Below are 24,212 nucleotides of genomic sequence, written 5' to 3'. Positions count from 1 at the left end.
CTTTAGTGGCTGCAAAAGGAGTTGATGAAATGAAAAATCCTTTAAATAAAAGAATTCTAAGAGAAATAAAAGAAGACATAGGAAAATATCTGGTTATTTTTATCCTCTTAGTGGCTTCAATTGCCTTTGTATCAGGCTTTCTGGTGGCAGATGGAAGTATGGTAAAGGCTTATGATGAAAGTTTTGAAAAATATAATATAGAGGATGGGAATTTTACCAGTAAAAATAAAATTAACAGGGCACAAAAAAAGAATATTGAAGTCTTTGGACTTACTCTTTATGATAATTTTTTTGCAGAGGTAAAACTTAATAATAACGATACTTTGCGTATTTTTAAAAACAGAAAAGAAATAGACAAAGTTTGTCTAATGAAGGGGGAATTCCCTAAAAAAGCAGATGAAATAGCCATTGACAGGATGTTCGCCGATAATAACAACTTAAAGGTGGGAGATGAAATCTGGGACTCACACCATAAATGGAAAATCACAGGCCTTGTTTCCTTATCTGACTACAGTTGCTTATTTTCAGATAATAACGATACCATGTTTGATTCTTTGGCATTTGGAGTAGCAGTGGTATCAGAGGAGGGATTTGATTTTAAAGAAGAGGAATTAAATTACAGATATTCCTTTATTTACAATGAAAAACCAAAGGATGAGACTGAAGAATATAATCGCTCCAAAGATTTAATAGAAGTGTTAAATAACGAAATAGCCTTAAAGGATTTTATACCCCGTTATGCAAACCAGGCCATTATTTATGCCGGGGAAGATATGAGTGGTGACAAGCAGGCCATAGTAGTATTTTTATACATAATCATAGTAATAATTGCCTTTGTATTTGGGGTTACCGGTGCCAATACCATTGTAAAAGAGTCAGCTGTAATTGGAACCTTAAGGGCTATGGGCTACGAAAAAAAGGAGCTGATTAAACATTATCTCATGCCTCCTTTGATAGTTACCTTGATAAGTGCCATTACGGGAAATATACTAGGCTACAGCCTTATGAAGGATTATTGTGCCGGAATGTATTACGGAAGCTATTCCCTTACAACTTTTGTAACTATATGGAATGGCGAAGCATTTGTAATGACAACGGTAATTCCTTTTATAATTATGCTTTTGATAAATTATCTGGTTTTGTCAAATAAGCTTTCCTTAAAGCCTTTGAATTTTATCAGGAGAGATTTAAGGAAAAATAAGAAAAAAAAGACCATGAAATTAAGCCATAAACTTCCTGTTTTTACCCGTTTTAGAATAAGGGTAATTATACAAAACCTGAGTAATTATCTTGTTTTGTTTGTGGGAATATTCTTTGCAAATATGATTTTGGTTTATGGACTTATTTTTCCAAGTCTGATAAACCATTATCAGTCAAATGTTAAGGAAAACATGCTTTGTAATTATCAGTATATTCTGGAAGTTCCTTCAGATGTATTTGATAAAAATCATAAGTTAGAAAGCATGGTAAATCTTTTAATGTATTTTAATGAGGTGGAAACAGAAAATGAGGATGCCGAGAAATTTACGGCATATTCTTTAAAAACCATTCCGGGAAAACTTTCTTCTGTAGAAGAAAATGTGGCTATTTACGGGGTTAAGGATAAAAGTAGATATATCAATATTGATTTTAAAGAAAATGATGTATACATTACCAAAGCCTATGCGGACAAATATCTTTTAAAAACAGGAGATACCATACAGCTAAAGGAAGCCTACAAAAATAATAAATATGATTTTAAAATCACGGGAATCATTAATGATGAGGCGACTTTAAGTATATATATGCCAATAAAAGATGCAAATAAAATGTTTGATTTGGGAGATTCCTATTTTTCAGGTTATTTTTCCGATACGAAAATTACGGATATAGATGAAGAATATATAGGCTCTGTGATTGATATTACTGCCCTTACAAAAATAAGCAGACAGCTGGATAAATCTATGGGAAGTATAATGAATTTATTGAATTATTTTGCAATGCTGATATTTTTTGTTTTGGTATATCTTCTTTCAAAAGTAATTATAGAAAAAAATGCCCAATCCATTTCAATGGTGAAAATACTGGGATTTAGGGACCTTGAAGTAAGCAGACTGTATATTCTTGCCACTTCCATAATGGTGGTTTTATTTATAATAATAACCATACCTGTGGAAATCTGGCTGGTAAAAATAATTGTAGAGGTAATATTAAGAACCAGTATAAGTGGCTGGATAGCCTTTTATCTTGACCCGTTTTTACCTCTTGAAATGTTTGCATTAGGGGTAGCCACCTACGCAATTGTGGTAATATTTGAATATATTAAAATCCGAAAAGTACCTAAGGATATAGCCTTAAAAAATGTGGAATAAAAATAAATATAATCAGGAGGGAAAATTATGAAAAGACACATGGCATTTTTGATGGCAATCAGTCTGCTTTTTACAGCCTGCGCCTCATCAAAGGATGCAATTTCAGATAAAGGCAATGATATAGCTAAAGAAGAAACGACAACCTTTAAGGAAGATGAAGCTTCTTTTTCCTATGCAAAAAGTAAATCAGAAACAGTAACAATAAGTGCAGATGAATATGGAAATCCCGGAAAAATATCCGTAAAAGCAAGCCTTTTAGATATAGAAGAAGGAAGCGATTATGTAAAAGATTATTCCACTTTATCAAACATAAAAAATTCCAAAGGGGACGAGGAATATTATCCCGGAAAAGATAATGGTCTTTATTGGGAAAATAAGGGAACTGACATTACTTATTCAGGAGAAAGTAAAGAGAAAAATCTTCCGGTTAATGTAAAGGTAAGCTATTACCTAAATGACAAAGAGGTAACTGCAAAAGAAATAGCAGGTGCCAGTGGTAATATAAAAATTCGTTTTGACTATGAAAATAAAACAAAGGAAAAAGTAAATGTTGATGGCAAAGAAATTGAGGCAGAAGTTCCTTTTTTAGTAATATCAACTGCAGTTCTTGATTCAGAGGTATTTTCAGATGTAGAAGTAAAAAATGGAAAATTAATGGATGCTGACGGAAACAAAGTTGCAGTGGGAATGTGCATACCTGGTATAAATGAATCCTTGAAACTAGCGGGTTTTGAGGCATCTAAAGATATTAAAATGGATGATTTCGTGGAAATTTCCGCCTATGCCAAGGATTTTTCACTGGATCTTACTGCTACTATAATTACCAATGGTTTATTTGAAGATTTTGATACGGAAAAACTTAATAGCATAGAAGAACTTTCAGATGGAATAGGTAAACTTCAGGATGCCTCTAAAGAACTGGTGGATGCCTCTGCAAAGATTTATTCCGGTGCCGGAGAGTTTCAAAACTATTTAAATCAGTATATAGATGGGGTGGGACAGTTAGAAAGTGGTATTTCAGCCTTTAATGATGCAATAGGAAAATACGACTTATCATCTTTATCTGCTACAGATATGGCAAAGGAAATAAACTCATTAATAAAAGATACTAAGGCTTTGGCTAAAGGCTATAAAGAAATAGTTACCTATATGGCTACTTTAAAACAGGCACTTTCCGTAATAGGAGCCATAAACTGGGACAATGTAGCCAAAGATGCCGAAAATCAGGCTATTGTAGCCCTTGAAAATAATGATACCTACAAGACTCTTTCAAAAGAAGAACAAAAGTCTTTAAAATCTTCAATTTCCGGTAGTGTAAATCTTGATTACTACAAGACAACCATTGAAAATCAATTAACTGCCATAAATAAGGCAACACCTGATTTTGATAGTATAAATAGTGCCATGGAGGATCTTACAGAAGTATTTGAAGATAATCCTGACATAAAAGATTCAGACTTGGAAATTGATGCTGCAGCCATAAGCCAGTTGATTGAACAGGCAAAAGCCATACAGGAAAATGTTGCAAAATTAGATCAGGGTGGAAAGGCGTTGGTAGCCGGTGGAGAAAGCTTAAAATCAGGCTATTCAACCCTTTTGGCAGGCCTTTTATCCTACAAGGAGGGCATGAGCAGGTTTGATAGCGAAGGAATGAGTCAGCTTTCCAAATTATCAGGGGAGGGTCTTATTAATATAGTAAGAGGCTTAAAGGCGATAAAATTAAGAGATAAAAGTTATGAAAGTTTTAGTGGAAAAACAAAAAATTGCAAAGGAAGCGTCAGATTTATTGTGGAAACTGACGAAATTAGTTAGTGGTTGACAAGGCTTATTCATAAAATTTATAATATAAATGCTGAGGTTATAAGGTATAAGGGCTCTTTCCCCTATACCGGAATATTTCTTGTATATAGGGAAATAAAAACGTATTTAAAAGGTAAGGTAATAATTATTATTACAAAGGAGTGTTAAAAAATGAGTGAAGAATGTACACCACAGGCTTGTTCCACCTGCAAAGAGACTTGTTCAGATAGAAAAGCTGATCCAAAGAGTTTTTTAAAGGACCCACACCCAAAGAGCAGAGTAAATAAGGTAATTGCAATTGTAAGTGGTAAGGGTGGAGTTGGTAAATCCCTTGTTACTTCAATGATGGCAGTTAATTTCCAGAGACTTGGAAAAAGGGTAGCTGTTTTAGATGCAGATATTACAGGCCCTTCTATTCCTAAAATGTTTGGTATCAAAAAGCAAGCTGAAGGAAGCGAAGAGGGATTACTTCCTGTAAAATCCTCCATGGGAACACAGGTTATGTCAGTAAATCTTTTACTTGAAGATGAGACAAAACCGGTTATCTGGAGAGGCCCTGTTATAGCAGGAACAGTTACACAATTCTGGACAGATGTTATCTGGGAAGATGTTGATTATATGTTTGTAGATATGCCACCTGGAACAGGTGATGTTCCTCTTACAGTATTCCAGTCGTTACCTGTAGATGGAATTATCATAGTTACATCACCACAGGATCTGGTATCAATGGTTGTTCAAAAGGCTGTAAACATGGCTGAGATGATGAATATTCCTATTTTGGGAATTGTAGAAAACATGTCTTACATAGAATGTCCGGATTGTCACAAGAAAATCAATGTATTCGGTGAAAGTCACATTGATGAGGCTGCTAAAGAGCATGGTTTAACTGTTCTTGACAGATTACCTCTTAATCCTAAGATTGCATCTGCATGCGATAAGGGTATGATTGAATTGGCTGACATTGAGATAATTGACAATGCTGTAAAGGCTGTAGAAGATCTTAAATAAAAAATCAGGCGCAGGGACTTTTAGGGTTCCTGCGTTTATGAAAAAGCGGGGCGGATTTGTGAATTTTCGCTTTACCATGTGAGTATCAGGTTTCTTTCCCGGGAGAGAAGCCTGTTTTAATGTAGGGAGGATTTATGCAGGATATTAAGCTGAAAGCCAGAGCAAAGATTAATTTAAGCCTTGATGTTATGGGAGTAAGACAAGACGGTTATCATCTGGTATCAATGGTTATGCAAAATATTGACCTTTATGATGAAATTACCATGGAAAAAACCCGTGAAGATATAATCAGGATAAATACTAATATGAGCATTTTGCCTAATGACGAAAATAATTTGTGTTATAAGGCGGCAGCTCTTATGAGAGAAAAATATCATATTAAAGATGGAATTTTTATAAATCTTTCCAAAAAAATCCCTATTGCAGCAGGAATGGCAGGAGGAAGTTCTGATGCAGCTGCAGTTATGAAGGGCATTAATGAAATGTTTGATTTAGGAATAAAAGAAGAAGAATTAAGGGAAGATGCCGTAAAAATAGGAGCTGATGTACCTTATTGTATAATGGGTGGAACAGCTTTATCAGAGGGAATAGGAGAAATCCTTACCAGACTGCCTTTTGTGGGAGAATTAGATATATTAATAGCAAAACCGGATATAAGCGTTTCCACAAAAAGCGTTTATGAAAGCCTTGTATTAGATGAAAATACAAAACATCCGGACACACTGGCAATGATAAATGCCATTAAGAACAAAGATTACAAAAAAATGTATGAAAACATGAGTAATGTGTTGGAAAGTGTTACAATAACCATGCATCCAGTCATTGCAAAAATAAAGGAAATGATGGAAAATCATGGGGCTGACAAAGCCTTAATGAGTGGCAGCGGTCCAACAGTATTTGGGATTTTTGAAGACAGTAAAAAGGCAATGAAAGCTGCAGAATTTATTAAAGAAAGCTCTATTGCAAAAGAGGTTTTTCTTACTAAGACCTGGGGGATGTTACCATGTCAGATAATGTAAATATCTATATAAAAAGCATACATAAAAATTCCGGCCAGGAAGAAATAATAGAAACGAAAACCACCGGCAAATTTCGGATTATTGATGGTATAAAATATATTTATTATAAAGAATCAGATGAAAACGGTCAGGTCAGTATTAGAAATATTATAAAGATTAGTAAAGACAGGGTTGAAATTACCAAAAAAGGCATGACCGAAACCAATATGCTTTTTGTGGAAGGAGAAAAGCACGAAAGTCTTTATTCCCTTCCCTATGGGAAATTTTTAACCAGGATAGATACAAAAAGCGTAATTGTTGAAGAAAAAGAGACATTGCTAAAAGTTAAATTAAACTATATTATTGAATTAGAAGGCGATTTTCTATCGGACTGTCAGTTGACGATGGAAATTAATGACATAAAATTTGAATGATTCAGGAGGATTTGAAAAATGAAAGTTAGAAAAGCGATTATACCGGCAGCAGGACTTGGAACAAGATTTCTTCCCGTAACCAAAGCTCAGGCAAAGGAGATGCTTCCTATAGTGGATAAACCTACTATCCAGTATATTGTGGAGGAGGCTGTAGAAGCGGGTATTCAGGATATTATTATAGTTACAGGTAGAAGCAAGCGTTCAATAGAAGACCATTTTGACCGTTCAATCGAGCTTGAAATGGAACTTGAAAGACATCATAAAGACGGAATGCTTGAAATTGTAAGAGAAATTCCTGAAATGGCAAATATTCATTACATAAGACAAAAAGAGCCAAGAGGACTGGGACATGCCATTCTTACAGCCAGTCATTTTATCGGAGATGAGCCTTTTGCAGTAATGCTTGGTGATGATATTGTTATTTCTCATACTCCTTGCTTAAAGCAGATGTTGAATATCTATGAAAATACCCATGGAAATGTTCTTGGAGTTCAGACTGTTGCACATAAAGATGTAAACAAATACGGTATCATTGAAGGAGAAAAGAAAGGAGACCGCCTTTACAAGGTTACAGATATGGTGGAAAAACCGGATGTTGACAAGGCTCCATCAGATGTTGCTGTATTGGGACGCTACATCATAAACCCATCAATTTTTGGTTATCTTTCAACTCAGGAAGAAGGAACCGGAGGAGAGATTCAGCTTACAGACGCTCTTAAGAGAATGGTATATGACGGAGTTGATACATATGCTTATGATTTCAAGGGACATCGTTATGATGTAGGTAGCAAAATCGGATTTTTACAGGCGAATATCGAATGTGCCTTAAGAGATGAAAAGCTTAAAGATGAGCTTAAAGAGTATCTTAAAGAGCTTAATGAAAATATGGATGAAATGATTAGGTATGAATAATGACATTTTCATACTGGCTTTATTTGGGAAAAGATGTTAAAATGGTGGACAGGCTTGTTTTAAGGAGGTGAATTTATGTCAGTATTTACAATAGTAATGATAGTTATTTTAGTTGTTCTTATTGCGATTTTAGGAGCTTTATATTATTTTGGAAAGAAAGCTGAGAAAAAGCAGGCGGAACAGCAGGTTCAGATAGATGCAGCAGCCCAGAGCGTGCATATGCTTGTTATAGACAAGAAGCATATGAAACTTACTGAGGCAGGGCTTCCGGATATTGTTTTGGAAAAAACTCCATGGTATCTTAAGCGTTCTAAGGTTCCAGTTGTAAAAGCAAAGATTGGACCAAAGATTATGACCCTTATTGCAGATGAGAAAGTATTTGAAGTTATACCTGTAAAAAAAGAGGTTAAAGCTACAGTAAGTGGTATTTACATAACAGGAGTTAAGGGTGTTAGAGCACCTTTGGAAACACCGGTTAAGAAGAAAGGATTTTTCAAAAGACTTACTTCTAGAGACAAATAATGATAAAAGATAAAGAGTTCCTTATTTCGGGGGCTCTTTTTTTTATATTATACTCAAATTAATGTATTATTAAGAAATAATTAGTTTATTAAAGCTTTAAAAGTAATGAAAAATATGATATTCTAATATAAATGGTGTTTTATAATTGATATAAACCGATTTATAAAAATAGAAGAAGTAAAAATTATTTAATGGAGGAAATAAGTAATGAAAAAGAAAATCGCGATAATTGTATTATCATGCGCTTTGGCAGCAGGAGCATTAAGTGGGTGTTCCGGAAATGGGGCGAACTCTTCAGACTCTAAAACAGTAACAGTAAAAAAAGATTATAATGTGGATGACTATGTAAAATTAGGTGAATATAAAGGAATAGAAGTTACTTATGACCTTCAGACCGTTACAGATGAAGAAGTTGATGCTCAGATTCAGTCAAACCTTGAGTCTGCCGTGACCTATTCTGATGTAGACAGAACAACGGTACAAAATGGGGACAAGGTAAACATTGACTATGAAGGATTTATAGACGGAGAATCAAGAGATGAGACTACTGCTAAAGGTAGCGATCTTGTTATAGGTTCTAATACATTCATATCAGGATTTGAAACTGGACTTATTGGACATAATGTAGGTGAAATGGTAACTCTTGATCTTACTTTCCCTGAAGATTATAATGCAGATACTTCTCTTTCAGGAAAACCTGTACAATTCAAGGTTACTATCAATTCTCTTCAGGAGCCAAGCAAGGTAGAACTTAATGATGATTTCGTTAAAGAAAATTCTAAAACTTCAAAAACAGTTGAAGAATATAAAGAAGAAATCAGAAAGTCTCTTCAGGAATCCTATGATTCACAGGCTTCAAGCTATATCCAGTACATGGTACAAAGCCAGGCAGTATCAAATGCCACAGTAAAGAAACTTCCTGACGGAATGCTTGAAGATGCTATTAAATCTTTCAAGGAGCAGATTAAATCAGCAGCAAAAAGTGCCGGAGTAGAATATAAAGAATATATTTCAAGTTATTATGGAATGAGCGAAGGAACTTTTGAAACACAGGTAGAATCCTATGAGCAAAGCTATTGTGAGCAAAAACTTGTTATGGAAGCTATCTGCAAGGCTGAAAAACTTGATCTTACCCAGGGAGAACTTAAAGAAGCCGAAGAAAAATATGTAAAAGATAATGGATATGAGTCAGTTGATGCATTAGAAGAATCTTATGATGCTGATACTCTTACAGAGTATTTCCAACAGCAAAAAGTTCTTAAATTCCTTGAGGATAATGCGACTGTTGTTCCTTCATCTCAAAGCTCAAACTAAGAGCTTTTAGTGATGAAAAACTAAAATTTTAAAACATACTCCCTGCTGTCATTATTAGACATTTGTATCATGATAAATGCCGGCAGGGTATATTTTTTGTCAATATATTGCTTAATGATAAAGTATCAGCTTTAAATGGAGGTTTAATAATGGACTTAGTTAGTATCAGTGATATTTTCAGAAACAGAGAAAAATATCTGGAAAAAGAAATCAGTGTAGGTGGCTGGGTAAGAAGCGTCAGAGCTTCAAAAAACTTTGGTTTTCTTGTGATAAGTGATGGTACTTATTTTGAAACTCTACAGATTGTATATAATGATTCAATGGCGAATTTTTCAGAAATTTCAAAATTAAATGTCAGCGCCTGTGTAATAGTAAAAGGAGTGCTTACTGCTACTCCACAGGCGAAACAGCCTTTTGAAATTCAGGCTACGGATATAGTTATTGAGGGAGAATCTACTTCCGATTATCCTCTTCAAAAAAAGAGACATACTTTGGAGTATCTTCGTACAATGACTCATTTGCGTCCTAGAACAAACACATTTCAGGCCGTATTCAGAGTCAGATCTATTATAGCCTATGCAATCCATAAATTCTTTCAGGAGAGAGATTTTGTATATGTTCATACACCGATTATTACTTCTTCTGATGCTGAAGGAGCAGGAGAGATGTTTCAGGTTACCACATTAGACCTGGAAAATCTACCAAAGGATAAAGATGGAAAAGTGGATTATTCAAAAGACTTCTTTGGCAAAAAAACTTCCCTTACCGTTAGCGGTCAGCTTAATGTGGAAACCTATGCTATGGCATTTAATAATGTTTACACCTTTGGACCTACCTTCAGAGCAGAAAATTCAAATACCACAAGACATGCAGCAGAATTCTGGATGGTTGAGCCGGAGGTTGCTTTTGCCGACCTTACAGACCTTATGAATCTTACAGAAAGCATGTTAAAATACATCATAAATTATGTATTGGAAAATGCACCAAAAGAGATGGAATTTTTCAATCAGTTTATAGATAAGGGACTTCTTGAAAGATTAAAACATGTTGCAAGCTCAGAATTTGCAAGGGTTACTTATACAGAGGCAGTAGAAGAATTGATTAAACACAATGACAAATTTGATTATAAGGTATCTTGGGGTTGTGATTTACAGACAGAGCATGAAAGATACCTTACAGAAGAAATTTACAAACGCCCTGTTTTTGTAACCAATTATCCAAAAGAGATAAAAGCATTTTATATGAAACTTAATGACGACAAGAAAACAGTTGCTGCTATGGACTGTCTGGTTCCAGGAATCGGAGAAATCGTGGGTGGAAGCCAGAGAGAGGACAGCTATGAAATTCTCACAAATAGAATGAAAGAGCTGGGATTAAAGGCAGAAGATTACGAATTTTATACCGACCTTAGAAAATATGGAACAGTTACCCACTCGGGTTATGGACTGGGATTTGAAAGATGCGTTATGTATCTTACAGGTATATCAAATATTCGTGATGTACTTCCATTCCCTAGAACAGTTAAAAACTGCGAATTATAATTAAGAAACAAAGGATTTAGATTCTTTCGGGGACTAAATCCTTTTAATTTACGAGTTTTTTATGGTATAACCCAAGCCTCTAACAGTATGGATTAGGGGCTTGTATTTTTTAATATCAATTTTCTTTCTTAAATAATTTATATAAACATCCACTACATTATCGCCTCCTTCATAATTATATCCCCATACCTGACTAAGAATTGTGTCTCTTGAAATAATCCGATTGGTGTTTCTTACTAGAAATTCCAAAAGCTGATATTCTTTTTTGGCTAAATTAATCTCCTGGCCGGCTCTTTTAACAATATGGGAACAGCAGTCAAGCTCTAAGTCCGATACGGTATATATCTCAGAGCAGGCACTGTTGGCAGTTCTTATAACACTTTTAATTCTTGCAATTAATTCATCAAAAGAAAATAGTTTTACTAAATAATCATTGGCTCCCACATTAAGACCATTTACTCTGTCAGATGTTTCTCCTTTAGCGCTTAAAAAAATTACCGGAGTAAGATTATTGTTTTGTCTTAAAGTTTTTACAGCACTTATTCCATCCATTACCGGCTTCATTATATCCATAAAAACTACATCATAGCTTATAAAACGAAGATACTCCAAGGCTTCATCTCCGTTGTAGCAGGAATCTATTGTGAAATCCCTTTTTGATTTTTGGGTGTATAAAAGAAATTGAGGAAAAGATATGCAGGATAAGACCAAAAATAAAGACCTGAGCGTTTGCCCAGGCCTTTGATTTTGACAGTTTTAAACAAAAAATTTCTATTTTATCGATACTAAAAGGATAATTAGAACATAATCTGAAGATCAAGACGTCCAGCCTCGATTTCTGCACGATCACATCCGAATTTTTCAACATTGTAATCATCGATAGCTTTAACTAAAGCATCGTATACTCCCTTGTAAACTGAACCAGGACCACCCTGAGCGATACAAGGAATAAATCCTTTTGTAGTTCCAACTTCATCAAGAACTTTGTAAGTTGTTTCTTTAATTTTTTCTGGTGACCAGTCTGGTGTATCAACCATAGCTCCGTCGAATCCACCCATGAATGTAATCTTGTCACCGTATTTCTTAACCATTTCAGGAATGTCGTTAGATGCCATACATCCTTGCCATACATTGATTCCCATTTCAATCATATCTGGAACAAGTGTAGCTCCATAGCTGTCTGAATGATGGAAGATAACCTTGCATCCATGATCATGATAGTATCCGTAAAGCTCTTTGTAAGCATCTACGAAGAATTCTTCAAACATTGCAGGGCTCATGAATGTAGATGTCATGCTTCCCCAGTCATCATGATGGAAAAGTGAATCAGGTTTAATGTTTTCGCAAATATGTTCAGCGATTTTCATTTCCCAATCTAAGATATATTTAATCATGTCATGACACTCATCTGGATACATAGCAAGTGCCATACATACTTCGTCGATTTTACCGCAATGATGCATTCTTTCGAAGATACCTGGTGCTACGAAAGGTGCAACGTATGATTTTGATCTGTCCATTGCATTATATTGATCAACAAAGATTTTCCACTCTTCAGCAGGCCATTCTGTTGAAGGAGCTTTAAGATATTTATCCCATTCTTCAAAATCTTTGATTACAACCTTATCAGGTGTATGTACAGGAAAGGCTCCTGGTGTACCTTCCGGCCAGCTGTTTGTAACACCCCATGCGTCTACAACATTTTCTTCACCATATTTTGGTGTTGCATTGTGCATGTAGAATGGGTAAAAAGTTAACTGAACAGCTTCGTAGTTATTACTGAAACGATCCGGTTCTTTTTCCTGAAAAATTACTGCGTCTAAATTTTCTCTTGCGTTCATCATAATTTTTTTAACTCCTTTTTGAAAAATTAAAATTTACTAGTCTATAACTTATTTCGGTCATATCTAATTATAAATTGATATTTTATGTAAGTAAATCCGTGATGTGATGATAGTTATTTTAAAGCTACACTACATTGTGTAGCTTTGGAAAAAATTTAAGGCTTTTTGTTGAGAATAAACAGTAAAAAAATTAGGAAGATAAAAATAAAGAATGAATAATACAAATTTAATAAAAGAAAGAGGGATAAATTATATTTTTTTATAAGTTTGTAATAGCAAACCAAAATTTGTTTTTGTTTAAAATGTAATGAGTGATATTACAATTTTTGGAGGATGCTACATTTAGTAGGGTTAATGAACAAAATGTAAGATAAGATAAAAATAGAATAATTATAAATATTTTAAGGGGCAAAGAAGGGACTGTTTTACCCTTATTTTTCTAGAATTTATAGTATATTGACGGGCTTTGTGACAGCAATATACTAACTTTACAGGAATTTGGCCGTTTTGCGTGAAAATGTTTAATTAATATAAAAAATACCGATATATATTGTGAATATTATTAATAAAATGTAAAATGAATTTAACGGTAATGGATTTGTTAAAGGAAGGTTAAAAATACTTGAGAGGGGAAAGGTTATGATACACATTTTTATTGTAAATCCATATGCCGGCCGTAAGACATTTGCAGAAGATTTAAGAAATAAGCTGTCCCATATAAAGGGAATTGAATATTTCATCTTTAACACAACTTCAAGTAACAATGAAGAAGTGTTGGTTAAAAAAATACTCCATACTTTTGAAGGAAAAAAACTAAGGTTTTATTGTTGTGGCGGTTCTGGAACCATGAGAAATGTATTAAATGGATTTGAGGATTTGTCCAAAGTTGAAATCGGATTTTTTCCCTGTGGTTTTACCAACGATTTTTTGAAGGTTTTTGGGGAAAAAGCAAAGGAATTTAAAAATATAGAAAAACTTATAAAGGGTAAGCCTGTAAAAGTTGACTACATTAAAACAAATCATGGCGTTGCATTAAACAGCTTTTCTATAGGAATTGATGCATTAATGGCCATGAAAATTGAAAATTTCAGGTTTATAAGTATATTTGGGGTCTTCTTACCTTATTTTATGTCTTTTATGACTAGTGTTTTTCTTACAAAACCTTTGGAAGTGGAAATTACTATGGATGGTGGAGAATGTTTTGATACCAATGTTACGGAACTGGTAATGCTTAATGGAAGTACAGTTGCAGGAAATGTAGTGATAAATCCTGGTGCAGACATATTAAACGGAGAAGGGGTTTATCTTTATACAAAAAATCTTAGGGGATATAAATTTTTATCCACACTAAAAACAGCAGTAGAAAAAAGAAAAAAGGTAACCGGAGTAACCATTGAAAAGGGAATATGTAAAAGAATTTCCCTTAGAAGAAAAGACGGAAAATTTATAGAGGCAAGCCTTGACGGGGAGGTCATAACCGGAAAAAAAGAGTGGAATATAGAAATTGTTCAGGAAGGACTTTCACTTATTTTGCCGGAGGGGGTGAGTGTGTATGGATGATTTACTTTACTTTGGAAGAGTAATGACGAAAATTATATATGCAATTGAAGGAGTATGTCTTGTGGCAGTGGGGGCATTATTGCCTAATGTACAGTCAACTCAAAGCGTTGCCCTGTTTGTGCTTTTTATTTTAAGCTGTTTAAGTCTTAGATTGGCGAGAAGGAAAAATGTACCTTTTTTGCTGGTTACCCTGATGGAAATTATTTATTTTGATATTTTTGGTATAATAACCAGTCTGATGCTGGGGAATCTGTATCTGATATTTTTATTGATAATGATTCAATGGATGGAAAGTGTTTTATACGGTTCAACAAAAGTTTGCAACTGCATGGTCATAATACATACGATTATTATTTTGGCCTTCTCATTTTGGAATCTTGATAAGTTTGAGCAGGAATATTGGAGTATTGCCTGCTTTATAGCATTTTCCACAGTGGTTTTAGCAGCCTGGATATCCGGTAATGTGGTAAAAATTATTAATTTTAACACAAAAAAATATACTGAACAGGAAACCGGGCTAAATGACATAATAAATGTACTGGAAGCAAAATGCGATGATGCAAAAGAAAGCATTAACTCTAAATCTAGATTTTTATCAAATATGTCCCATGAAATGAGAACTCTTATTAATACCATTATGGGTATGAATGAAATGATACTCAGAGAAAATGAGGATTTGCAAATTACAGAATATGCCCAGAATATTGAAAATTCCGGGGAAATAATGCTATCTCTTATTAATGATGTTTTAGACTATTCAAAAATAGAATCTGGAGAGATGGAAATAAATTCTTCCCAATATACAATGACTTCCATGCTGAATAAAATATTATCTATAATTTTGCCAAAGACCAAAGAGGTGGATTTGGATTTTAACCTGGAAGTAACGGCAGACATGCCGGATTGTCTTATGGGAGATGAAGCAAGACTGACTCAGATATTAATAAATATACTTAATATTTCCGTAAGGTGGACAGAAATGGGAAGTATAAGTCTGAAGGTGGGCTATGAGAGAACTGATCAGGAAAATCTTATGCTTGAAATAAGGATAAGTGATACCGGAAAAGGAATAAAACCGGAGGATTTGGAATATTTATTTGATTCATTTATAAAGCTTGATAAAGAAAAAAATAATGTTATGGAGGGAAGTGGACTTGGACTTACCATAACAAAATGTCTGGTTGAGGCAATGGATGGAAAAATAGAGGTAAACAGCCAGTATCAAAAAGGAACTGAATTCATAATCACTATACCTCAGGGAATAACTGATATTAAGCCTATAGGGGATATAAAAAAAATTCTGGATAATAATTTTGCTAAAAGAGAGGAATACGCAGAAAGCTTTAGAGCTCCGGATGTTAAGGTTTTAGTTGTGGATGACAGCAAGGTAAATCTAAAGGTTGTTTCCCTATTGTTAAAGAACACGGAAGTGAAAATAACAGAGGCTTTAAGCGGTGAGGAGGCAATACAAAAGCTTAAGGAAGATGAATTTGACCTTGTTCTTTTGGATCACATGATGCCGGAAATGGACGGAGTGGAAACCCTTAAAATCATCAGAGACAATAATATAGCTGATAAGACACCGGTTATTGCCCTTACGGCTAATGCGGTTGCCAGAGCGAGAGAAATATATATTGCCAAGGGATTTTGTGATTATCTTTCAAAACCTGTTGGCGGAAAAGATTTGGAAAGTGCTCTTATTAAATGGCTTCCTGAGGATAAGGTTTATCTTGTAAAGGAAGAAGAAGCAGAAGTTATCAAAGAAAAAACCAGTAAATATAAGGAGTTTGTAAGAAAAGAAAAACAAAGAGAAGAGAAGGCATCTATTGAAAGTGTAGGAGAAAAAATCGAAAAATACCAGAAACTATACAATAGCCTTAACAGGTTAAAGGAATGCCTTTCTGACTGGGATTATGATAAAGCTGAGGAGGTGCTGGAAGATATTTTAAAACACAGTTACGAGGAAAACATTCAACAAAGGTTAAATATTGCCTATATGCTCTTGGAAAATATGCAGCCTGAGGATGCCTTAAATGAAATAGAAGAGATAATACTTGAAAATTCCTAAAAAACAATTCTTTCAATGAAAAATAATATGGAGATAGTATATTTGCTATCTCCATATTATTACCCAAATATCAAAAAATCCACAATAGTTTGTTATAAACCTATAAGCGAGTTGTGGTTATAAGTATTTTGGAAAGGAAGTGGATAAATAAAGAAAATAAAAAAGAGTCAAAGGACTCTTTTTTAGCAGTTCGTACGGGAATCGAACCCGTGATTCCGCCGTGAGAGGGCGGCGTCTTAACCTCTTGACCAACGAACCGTTAATAACTATATCACGAAATAGAATTAAATGCAAGAAAAAAATACAAAAACATCAAAAAGACTGTATATATCATAAACGCTGTGATATTATTCTATTATTGTAGGTAAAGCATTGAAAAGAAAGAGGAAAAAATGGATAAATTTGAATTGATAGCTCCCTGCCACTTTGGCCTGGAGGCAGTATTAAAAAGAGAAATATATGATTTGGGATATGATATAAGTAAAGTTGAAGACGGTCGAGTGACTTTTAAGGGAGATGCCGAGGCTGTTTGCAGGGCAAATATTAATCTGCGCACCACAGAGAGAATTTTAATTAAAATAGGAGAATTTAAGGCAGAGAGTTTTGAGGAACTGTTTGAAAATACCAAAGCTCTTTTGTGGGATGAATATCTGCCTGTTGATGCAAAGATATATGTAAAGAAAGTTTCTTCCATAAAAAGTAAACTCTTTAGCACATCTGATATTCAGTCCATTGTTAAAAAAGCAATTATTGAAAAAATGAAATACAAATATAAGATTGACTGGTTTAGCGAAGACGGGGCAGAATATCCTATCAGAGTATTTTTAATGAAAGATATTGTTACAATAGGCCTTGATACCTCAGGGGCATCTCTTCACAAAAGAGGCTATCGTTTAAAATCGAATCTTGCACCTATTTCAGAGACGTTAGCAGCATCTCTAATAAAACTTACTCCCTGGCATAAAGACAGGATTTTAGTGGATCCTTTTTGCGGAAGCGGAACATTTCCTATTGAAGCTGCCATGATGGCGGCTAATATAGCACCCGGGGTAAACAGGGATTTTGCTGCACAAAGCTGGGATAATATAATAGAAAAAAATCTCTGGAAAGAAGCCAGAGATGAGGCATTGGAAATGGGAAATCCTGCCGTAAAAACAGATATTCAAGGTTATGATATTGATGGTGAAACCATAAAAATCGCCAGAGAAAATGCAGTCAGGGCAGGAGTAGACCACCTTATTCATTTTCAGACAAGAGACATGAGAGATTTGAATCACAGGAAAAAATACGGTTTTGTTATTACAAATCCACCTTATGGTGAAAGATTGGAAGATAAAGAAAGCATAAAAACTCTTTACAGGGATTTTGGACAGGCACTGAAAAATCTGGATTCCTGGTCGGTTTATGTTATTACTTCCTATGATGGTTTAGAAAGGGATTTTGGAAGGAAGGCCGATAAAAATCGAAAAATTTATAATGGTATGCTCAAAACCTATTTTTATCAGTTTATGGGGCCAAAGCCTCCTAAAAGAAAATAATTATATTTTATAAAGAGGGGAAAAATTGAGAGATAAAAAAGTGACTTTTTTAAGTCTGATTTTGATATTTACCTGTTTAAGCTTGTCTTTTGCCGCTTTTATATTTGATAACAACAATAAGAGCCGGCAAAAGAAAATTGACCTAATGAATGGCGTGGATAAAATCGCATATTATAATAATCTTGATGATATAAGCCGGGATGAAATGGAAAAGGGACTTTTGATACCTCTTCCAAAGGGGGAGGAATCAGACTATGAAATTGAATACTCAAAAGTTTACAGACAAATGAAAATTACAATTTCAGACACAAATAAGGAATTTTTTAATAAAAACCATATAGAAGGACTTACAAATGGCCTTACGGATTTGAAAACGGATTTTAAAAAAGAAGGAAAGAAAGAAAAAACTATTGTCACCGTAAGCCTTGATAATATTTACGATTATAAAAGCATTATTGAAGATGGAAATTTATACATAAAATATTATAGTATGTGGGATAAATATGATAAAATCGTTGTTATAGATCCCGGACATGGCGCTGACAATAAAGGAATTGTACTAAATGATGGAGTGGAGGCAGATATAGATTTTGCGGTGGCTTCATATATAGAGAAGTATCTTAAAGACGCAGGCATAGGAGTTTGCCTTACAAGAGATGAAAATCAAGACCCTTCCATTGAAAAAAGGGTAGATATGGCTAATCAGCTTAATGCTGATATGTTTATAAGTATTCATGTAAACGAGTCAGATGATAAGTCAGAAAGCTATAATGGTGTCCTTGTAATGTATAATGAAAAAGATGATACATTAAAAAGCAAGCTTTTAGGTGATTATGTCCTGAAAAATTATATAAAAAACACTCAGGCAAAAAATCTTCAATGTATTGAAGGCAGCAGTCTTAAATTAATAGGAGATTCTAAGGTACCAGTTGCTTTAGTGGAACTTGGCTTTTTGACCAATAAGCCAGAGGCGCAAAAACTGATTTCCAAAGATTATCAACAACAGGCGGCTTTGGGTATATTTAACGGTATTTTGGAAGCTTATAATAATGCAGAGTTTTTAAAGGAGAAAAAATGATTAATCTGGTTTTAGCAACTACAAATAAAAATAAGGTTAGAGAAATAAATGAAATATTAAAAGGAATGGATGTTGTGGCCGTTTCTATGAAGGAAGCAGGAGTAGATATTGACATAGAAGAAAACGGAAATACTTTTGAAGAAAATGCCATAATAAAGGCAAAAGCAGTCAGTGAACGCGTGGATACTTTTGTTTTGGCAGACGATTCCGGACTGGAAATAGACTATTTAAATAAAGAACCAGGCATATATTCTTCAAGATACATGGGAGAAGATACTTCCTATGATATAAAAAACAAGGCTATTTTAGAACGCTTAGAAGGAGTAGCTGACGAAAAAAGAACCGCAAGATTTGTCTGCGCCATGGCAGTGGTTACACCTGAGAAAAAGGTTATTTCCCTGGTTGAAACCATGGAGGGACGAATCGGATATGAAATAAAGGGAGAAAACGGTTTTGGATATGATCCGATATTTTTTTTACCGGAAAAAAATCTTTACAGCGCCCAGCTTAGTCCTGAGGAAAAAAACAGCATAAGCCACAGAGGAAAAGCACTTAGAAAGATAAGCGAAGTAATTAGAAACGAAATCAATCAGAAAGGTTAAAGATGAAGATACTTGTGGTAAGTGATACGCATGGTTACAATGACAATTTAAAAAGAGTTTTAGAAATTGAAGGAACAATTGACGCATTATTTCACCTGGGGGATCTGGAAATGGATGCCGGAGTCATTGAAAATATGGCACAATGTCCATGCGAGCTTATAGCAGGAAACAATGACCTGTTTTCGGTTTATCCCAGGGAAAAAATGGTAAATATATCTTCCTGTAATATTTTTATGACCCATGGGCACAAATATTATGTCAATACGGAAACGGATTTTATAAAAAAGAAGGGCATATCCATGGGAGCGGATATAGTCATGTTTGGTCATACCCATGTGCCGGTTGTTGATACGGATTATAATATAACCCTGATTAATCCCGGAAGTTTGACCTATCCTCGCCAAAAAAACAGGCTGCCTTCTTATATTGTTATGAACTTATCCCCAAAGGGACAAACAGAATTTGAAATTAAATATCTAAACGAAAAAAAACGAAAATTTTTCTTTTTTTAATACAACAAAAGTAAAGCGGGTACATATCACATTGATGTCCGCTTTTTTTCTTATGACAATAAACAGAAGTCTGATAATAGCCGATTAAACATTAAAGATAATTACTTTATTGCTTTTTAGGAGAAGAAGGCTATGAAAAAAAAGAATGAATATAAATATACCGAAAAAGCCATTACTGATGAAGGCGTTGTGGAGAAAAAAGATTATATAGGTATTGTGGTATCTGTGGTATCTTATCTGCTGGTAGTGGTTCTGGCGATTTTAGGAGCATTGGCCTTACTTGCTTGAACAGGTGGCACAAAGTGCCACTGCGTTCATGAGGAAGTAGCGAAGCGGATTTAAGAATGTCCGCTTTACATTTACTAAGGAGAAGGAAAAATGGGTGGAAAAGATTTAGAAGTATTTAAAAGAAGAATCTATGAAATTTTGGAAGCATCTCATGATGGGGATGTGGTCAGCAAAAGGTACGATGTGTTGATGCTTACTGCCGTTATTGTAGGTCTTATTCCCCTTACAATGAAAGAAGGAAACAGGTATAGTCTGATAATAGATGTTATTACAGTGTCAATATTTATTTTTGATTACATTATGCGATTTTATACCTCTGATTATAAAATGGGAATAAAAAGCTATAAAGCCTATGTTGCCTATGTATTTACACCAATGGCGATAATTGACCTGCTTTCAATCGTACCGGTTTTGACATTTTTCTTTCCGGCATCAGTTACCTTACAGCTTTTTAGAATATTCAGGGTATTGAGGATTTTAAAACTTGTAAGATACTCAAAGACAATGGTAGTTATTGAAAATGTAATCAGGAAGGTAAGGGCTCAGCTTTTTGCCATGCTTATGATTGCTTGTGCATATATTTTTGCGATAGCAATGATTATATTCCAGGTTGAGCCGGATTTGTTCGAAGATTTTTTTGATGCTTTATACTGGGCAACAATATCAATAACCACAATAGGTTATGGAGATATTGCCCCTGCCACCAACATAGGAAGGTTTATAACAATGCTGTCTGCCCTTGTGGGAGTCGCCGTGGTTGCCCTTCCCTCTGGTATGATAACAGCAGCATATATGGACGAAATAAGCAGGAAAAAAAGTAAGCTGGAGATATAATGTATATAGCCCCAAGCCCCATTATTTGGGGAAATACCCCAGGTAAAAAATTTTTTTAAAAAAAATAAAAAAAGTTGTTGACATTTATTTTGTTAGGTAATATAATACTACTTGTGTCGCGGATGAGACACGAAGAAATAAGCACTAACGGGGTGTGGCTCAGCTTGGCTAGAGCGCCTGGTTTGGGACCAGGAGGCCGCAGGTTCGAATCCTGTCACCCCGATGCTATGCGGGTGTAGTTCAATGGTAGAACACTAGCCTTCCAAGCTAGATACGTGGGTTCGATTCCCATCACCCGCTTTTGTAAGCTTTATGACTTACTTATGTGTCCGTAGCTCAGCTGGATAGAGCAACGGCCTTCTAAGCCGTGGGTCGGGGGTTCGAATCCCTTCGGGCACATTTTCTTATAGGTAGTTATTAGAAAGGACAGTTATATAAGAATTCAGTTAACTGTCGTTTTTTTTACAACTATAGGAATTACATTTGAAATTATATATGGTGGGTATAGCGCAGTTGGTTAGCGCGCCAGATTGTGGCTCTGGAGGCCCAGGGTTCGAATCCCTGTATCCACCCTTTTTATTTAGGTTGTTACTCGCTAATTGCATCTCTTTTGTTTGTCTATGAGATGCTTTTTCTTATAAAAACGAAAGTTATTGGGCTATCGCCAAGCGGTAAGGCACAGGACTTTGACTCCTGCATTCACCAGTTCGAATCTGGTTAGCCCAGTTTATATAGATATTTTACCATTAGGGCAAGATTCTCAAAATTTTTTATGAGAAGACGGCCCTTTTTTGTTATAATATAAAACAAAAATCGGGAGGTATAGATTTGGAAGAAATAAAAATAACTGAAATAGACGGCATAAAAATAGGACAGGTAGAAGATGAAAAAGCTGCCACAGGTGTAAGCGTAATACTGTGTGAAAAGGGAATGGCGGCTGGACTTGATGTAAGAGGGGGAGGACCTGCTTCAAGAGAATCGGAATTAATGAACCCTTTGGCCGCAGCCCAAGAGATACATGCAGTAGTTTTATCCGGAGGAAGTGCTTTCGGACTTGATGCAGCCGGGGGAGTAATGGAATTTTTGGAAGAAAAAAATATAGGCTTTGATGTGGGGGTAACGAAAGTTCCTTTGGTATGCCAGGCTGATATTTTTGACCTTACAGTTGGAGATAGTCATATTCGCCCTGACAAAAATATGGGATATGAAGCTGCAAAGAAAGCTTTTGAAGGGGGAAATTATAAAGACGGGAATTTTGGTGCAGGATGTGGTGCCAGTGTTGGAAAAATAATGGGAATGGATTTTGCAATGAAATCAGGCATAGGAAGTTATGCTATTTCTATAGGTGATTTTAAAATTGGTGCCATAGTATGCCTAAATGCCCTGGGAGATATCTTTGATTATGAAAAGGGTGAAAAAATCGCAGGACTTTTAAGAGAAGATAAAAAATCCTTTAGAAGCACCTTGGATATAATGTGTTCTTCATTAGAGGTTAAAGAAAATAAATTTGTGGGAAATACTACCATAGCCTGTGTTATTACCAATGGAAAATTTGATAAAACAAAGCTGTGTAAAATTGCAGGAATGGCTCATAACGGTTACGCAAGAAGTATAAACCCTGTTCATACCTCCTGTGATGGAGACAGCATTTATGCGGTATCTGTAGGTGATATAGATGTAGATCAGGATCTTGCAGGAAGTCTTGCAGCCCTGGTAATAAGCAAAGCAATAGAAAAAGCCGTAAAATGCGCAAAAAGTGCTTACGGATTATTAGCTTATGATGATATTAATATGGAGGGGTAAAAATGTCAGAGAAAAATCTGGATTTTGATACAGTTATTGATAGAAAAAATACAAGAAGCATAAAGTTTGATTCAGCAATAAAACACGGACTTCCGGAGGATGTATTACCTTTATGGGTGGCAGATATGGATTTTCGCACCTCCTCATATATAGAAGAAGCTTTAGCAAAAAGAGCCTTAGTTGGGATTTACGGTTACAGTGACATTGATGAGGCTTACTTTGATGCAGTTAAGGGCTGGATGAAAAAATATCATAATTGGGATGTTAAGAAAGGCTGGCTTTTAAAAACTCCGGGAGTGGTGTGCGCCATTGCCATGGCGATTAAGGCCTATACCAATAAAGGGGACAATGTAATGCTACAGTTGCCGGTTTATTATCCTTTTTCTGAAGTAATAAAGGATAACGGAAGAAATGTTATAAGTAGTGACCTTGTTCTGAAGGATGACGGTAAATATGTTATGGATTATGAAGATATTGAAGAAAAAATAGTTAAATACAATATAAAACTATTTTTGCTTTGTAATCCACATAATCCTGTGGGAAGAGTGTGGTCTGCAGAAGAACTGGAAAAATTAGGGGATATCTGTGTGAAACATCAGGTGTATGTGGTAAGCGACGAGATTCATAGTGACTTGATATTTAAAGGTCATCACACAGTTTTTGCCAATATAAAAAAGGAATTTGAAGATATTTCCATAACCTGCACTTCTCCTAGCAAAACCTTTAATCTGGCAAGTCTTATGCTGTCTAATATCTTTATTCCAAATCGTATACTAAGGAAGGCTTTTGCAGATGAACTTAAGGCATCATCCATAAATCAGGTGAGTATATTTGGAATAATAGCTTGTGAAACAGCTTACACAAAAGGACATGAGTGGTATGAGGCTTTACTTTCCTATATAAAGAAAAATATAGAATTCGCAAAAGATTATGTTAATAAGAACTTAAAAGGCGTAAAAGTAATAGAATTAGAGGGGACCTATCTTTTATGGCTTGATTTTAGGGACTTAAATTTTTCGGTGGGCGAATTGGAAAATTTAATAATAAATGAAGCAAAATTATGGTTAGACAGTGGAAAAATGTTTGGTAAACCAGGGGAAGGCTTCCAGAGAATTAATCTTGCCTGCCCGAGAAAAACACTTACCGAGGCTTTGACAAGATTAAAAAAAGCTCTTGATAATTATTAAAAAACGCAGGGAGAAGTC

The 24,212-nt window shown here is 34.9% G+C and carries 21 protein-coding genes and 6 tRNA genes; 24 read left to right on the top strand and 3 right to left on the bottom strand.

Annotated elements, in window-relative coordinates:
• Positions 1 to 29 precede the first annotated feature (29 nt).
• The 9 genes from BM153_RS02805 (at position 30) to asnS (ending at position 10,880) form a co-directional block, all read left to right on the top strand.
• Positions 30 to 2,351: an ABC transporter permease gene (locus BM153_RS02805; RefSeq protein ID WP_092870545.1), complete on the top strand. Its 2,322-nt coding sequence runs from the start codon at positions 30 to 32 to the stop codon at positions 2,349 to 2,351.
• A 27-nt stretch (positions 2,352 to 2,378) separates the two neighbouring features.
• Positions 2,379 to 4,163 (top strand): hypothetical protein, encoded by a 1,785-nt coding sequence (locus tag BM153_RS02800; protein ID WP_092870543.1) that lies wholly within the window; start codon positions 2,379 to 2,381, stop codon positions 4,161 to 4,163.
• Positions 4,164 to 4,322: 159 nt separating this feature from the next.
• Positions 4,323 to 5,159, top strand: a complete 837-nt coding sequence (locus tag BM153_RS02795) for an Mrp/NBP35 family ATP-binding protein (protein WP_092870541.1) — start codon at positions 4,323 to 4,325, stop codon at positions 5,157 to 5,159.
• 134 nt (positions 5,160 to 5,293) lie between these two features.
• Positions 5,294 to 6,178, top strand: coding sequence for a 4-(cytidine 5'-diphospho)-2-C-methyl-D-erythritol kinase (ispE, locus tag BM153_RS02790; RefSeq protein ID WP_092870539.1), 885 nt, complete (start codon positions 5,294 to 5,296; stop codon positions 6,176 to 6,178).
• Positions 6,163 to 6,591, top strand: coding sequence for a YwiB family protein (locus BM153_RS02785; RefSeq protein WP_092870537.1), 429 nt, complete (start codon positions 6,163 to 6,165; stop codon positions 6,589 to 6,591). Before ispE ends, BM153_RS02785 begins: the two co-directional genes overlap by 16 nt.
• An 18-nt stretch (positions 6,592 to 6,609) precedes the next feature.
• Entirely contained in the window at positions 6,610 to 7,503 is an 894-nt protein-coding gene (gene galU / locus BM153_RS02780) for a UTP--glucose-1-phosphate uridylyltransferase GalU (RefSeq protein ID WP_092870535.1), read from the top strand.
• A 75-nt stretch (positions 7,504 to 7,578) separates the two neighbouring features.
• A complete protein-coding gene (locus BM153_RS02775) occupies positions 7,579 to 8,025 on the top strand; it encodes a hypothetical protein (RefSeq protein ID WP_092870533.1) in 447 nt (148 codons plus the stop codon).
• A gap of 207 nt (positions 8,026 to 8,232) precedes the next feature.
• Positions 8,233 to 9,339: a trigger factor gene (gene tig, locus BM153_RS02770; RefSeq protein ID WP_092870531.1), complete on the top strand. Its 1,107-nt coding sequence runs from the start codon at positions 8,233 to 8,235 to the stop codon at positions 9,337 to 9,339.
• Between the two features lie 149 nt (positions 9,340 to 9,488).
• Positions 9,489 to 10,880: an asparagine--tRNA ligase gene (gene asnS / locus BM153_RS02765; RefSeq protein ID WP_092870529.1), complete on the top strand. Its 1,392-nt coding sequence runs from the start codon at positions 9,489 to 9,491 to the stop codon at positions 10,878 to 10,880.
• A 48-nt stretch (positions 10,881 to 10,928) separates the two neighbouring features.
• On the opposite strand, the gene BM153_RS02760 is transcribed toward asnS, so the two are convergent.
• Both BM153_RS02760 and BM153_RS02755 read right to left on the bottom strand, forming a co-directional pair.
• On the bottom strand, positions 10,929 to 11,591 hold the full coding sequence (locus BM153_RS02760) for a response regulator transcription factor (RefSeq protein ID WP_092870527.1): 663 nt from the start codon (positions 11,589 to 11,591) through the stop codon (positions 10,929 to 10,931).
• 86 nt (positions 11,592 to 11,677) lie between these two features.
• On the bottom strand, positions 11,678 to 12,724 hold the full coding sequence (locus BM153_RS02755) for a uroporphyrinogen decarboxylase family protein (protein WP_092870525.1): 1,047 nt from the start codon (positions 12,722 to 12,724) through the stop codon (positions 11,678 to 11,680).
• 639 nt (positions 12,725 to 13,363) lie between these two features.
• On the opposite strand from BM153_RS02755, the gene BM153_RS02750 reads away from it, so the two are divergent.
• Both BM153_RS02750 and BM153_RS02745 read left to right on the top strand, forming a co-directional pair.
• Positions 13,364 to 14,284, top strand: a complete 921-nt coding sequence (locus tag BM153_RS02750) for a diacylglycerol/lipid kinase family protein (RefSeq protein WP_092870523.1) — start codon at positions 13,364 to 13,366, stop codon at positions 14,282 to 14,284.
• A complete protein-coding gene (locus tag BM153_RS02745) occupies positions 14,277 to 16,352 on the top strand; it encodes a response regulator (RefSeq protein WP_092870521.1) in 2,076 nt (691 codons plus the stop codon). The genes BM153_RS02750 and BM153_RS02745 overlap by 8 nt, the downstream gene beginning before the upstream one ends.
• A gap of 186 nt (positions 16,353 to 16,538) precedes the next feature.
• On the opposite strand, the gene BM153_RS02740 is transcribed toward BM153_RS02745, so the two are convergent.
• A tRNA-Glu gene (locus BM153_RS02740) sits at positions 16,539 to 16,610 on the bottom strand.
• Positions 16,611 to 16,744: 134 nt separating this feature from the next.
• Between BM153_RS02740 and BM153_RS02735 the strand changes: the two genes are divergently transcribed.
• From BM153_RS02735 to BM153_RS02680, 13 genes are all read left to right on the top strand, one after another.
• The gene (locus BM153_RS02735) at positions 16,745 to 17,890 is read left to right on the top strand and encodes a THUMP domain-containing class I SAM-dependent RNA methyltransferase (RefSeq protein WP_092870519.1); all 1,146 of its coding nucleotides are present in this window, start codon (positions 16,745 to 16,747) and stop codon (positions 17,888 to 17,890) included.
• Positions 17,891 to 17,915: 25 nt separating this feature from the next.
• Entirely contained in the window at positions 17,916 to 18,968 is a 1,053-nt protein-coding gene (locus BM153_RS02730) for an N-acetylmuramoyl-L-alanine amidase family protein (RefSeq protein WP_092870517.1), read from the top strand.
• Positions 18,965 to 19,570 (top strand): XTP/dITP diphosphatase, encoded by a 606-nt coding sequence (locus BM153_RS02725; protein WP_092870515.1) that lies wholly within the window; start codon positions 18,965 to 18,967, stop codon positions 19,568 to 19,570. Before BM153_RS02730 ends, BM153_RS02725 begins: the two co-directional genes overlap by 4 nt.
• A 2-nt stretch (positions 19,571 to 19,572) precedes the next feature.
• Positions 19,573 to 20,082 (top strand): metallophosphoesterase family protein, encoded by a 510-nt coding sequence (locus tag BM153_RS02720; protein WP_092870513.1) that lies wholly within the window; start codon positions 19,573 to 19,575, stop codon positions 20,080 to 20,082.
• Between the two features lie 132 nt (positions 20,083 to 20,214).
• Positions 20,215 to 20,370, top strand: a complete 156-nt coding sequence (locus tag BM153_RS13595; protein ID WP_177205543.1) for a hypothetical protein — start codon at positions 20,215 to 20,217, stop codon at positions 20,368 to 20,370.
• A gap of 90 nt (positions 20,371 to 20,460) precedes the next feature.
• Positions 20,461 to 21,204 carry an ion transporter gene (locus BM153_RS02715; RefSeq protein ID WP_092870511.1) on the top strand — a complete coding sequence of 248 codons (744 nt, stop codon included), beginning with the start codon at positions 20,461 to 20,463 and terminating at the stop codon, positions 21,202 to 21,204.
• A gap of 148 nt (positions 21,205 to 21,352) precedes the next feature.
• Positions 21,353 to 21,427 (top strand) — tRNA-Pro (locus BM153_RS02710).
• A 6-nt stretch (positions 21,428 to 21,433) separates the two neighbouring features.
• Positions 21,434 to 21,504 (top strand) — tRNA-Gly (locus tag BM153_RS02705).
• A gap of 25 nt (positions 21,505 to 21,529) precedes the next feature.
• A tRNA-Arg gene (locus BM153_RS02700) sits at positions 21,530 to 21,603 on the top strand.
• Positions 21,604 to 21,702: 99 nt separating this feature from the next.
• Positions 21,703 to 21,776, top strand: a tRNA-His gene (locus BM153_RS02695).
• Between the two features lie 82 nt (positions 21,777 to 21,858).
• A tRNA-Gln gene (locus BM153_RS02690) sits at positions 21,859 to 21,930 on the top strand.
• 102 nt (positions 21,931 to 22,032) lie between these two features.
• Positions 22,033 to 23,007: a P1 family peptidase gene (locus BM153_RS02685; protein WP_092870509.1), complete on the top strand. Its 975-nt coding sequence runs from the start codon at positions 22,033 to 22,035 to the stop codon at positions 23,005 to 23,007.
• 2 nt (positions 23,008 to 23,009) lie between these two features.
• Entirely contained in the window at positions 23,010 to 24,194 is a 1,185-nt protein-coding gene (locus tag BM153_RS02680) for a MalY/PatB family protein (RefSeq protein ID WP_092870507.1), read from the top strand.
• Positions 24,195 to 24,212: the final 18 nt, after the last annotated feature.

This window comes from Acetitomaculum ruminis DSM 5522 (assembly GCF_900112085.1).
GTDB classification, from domain to species: Bacteria; Bacillota; Clostridia; order Lachnospirales; family Lachnospiraceae; genus Acetitomaculum; species Acetitomaculum ruminis.
The sequence above is the reverse complement of the archived record's forward strand: the minus strand, read 5'-3'. Positions and strand labels throughout refer to the sequence as shown.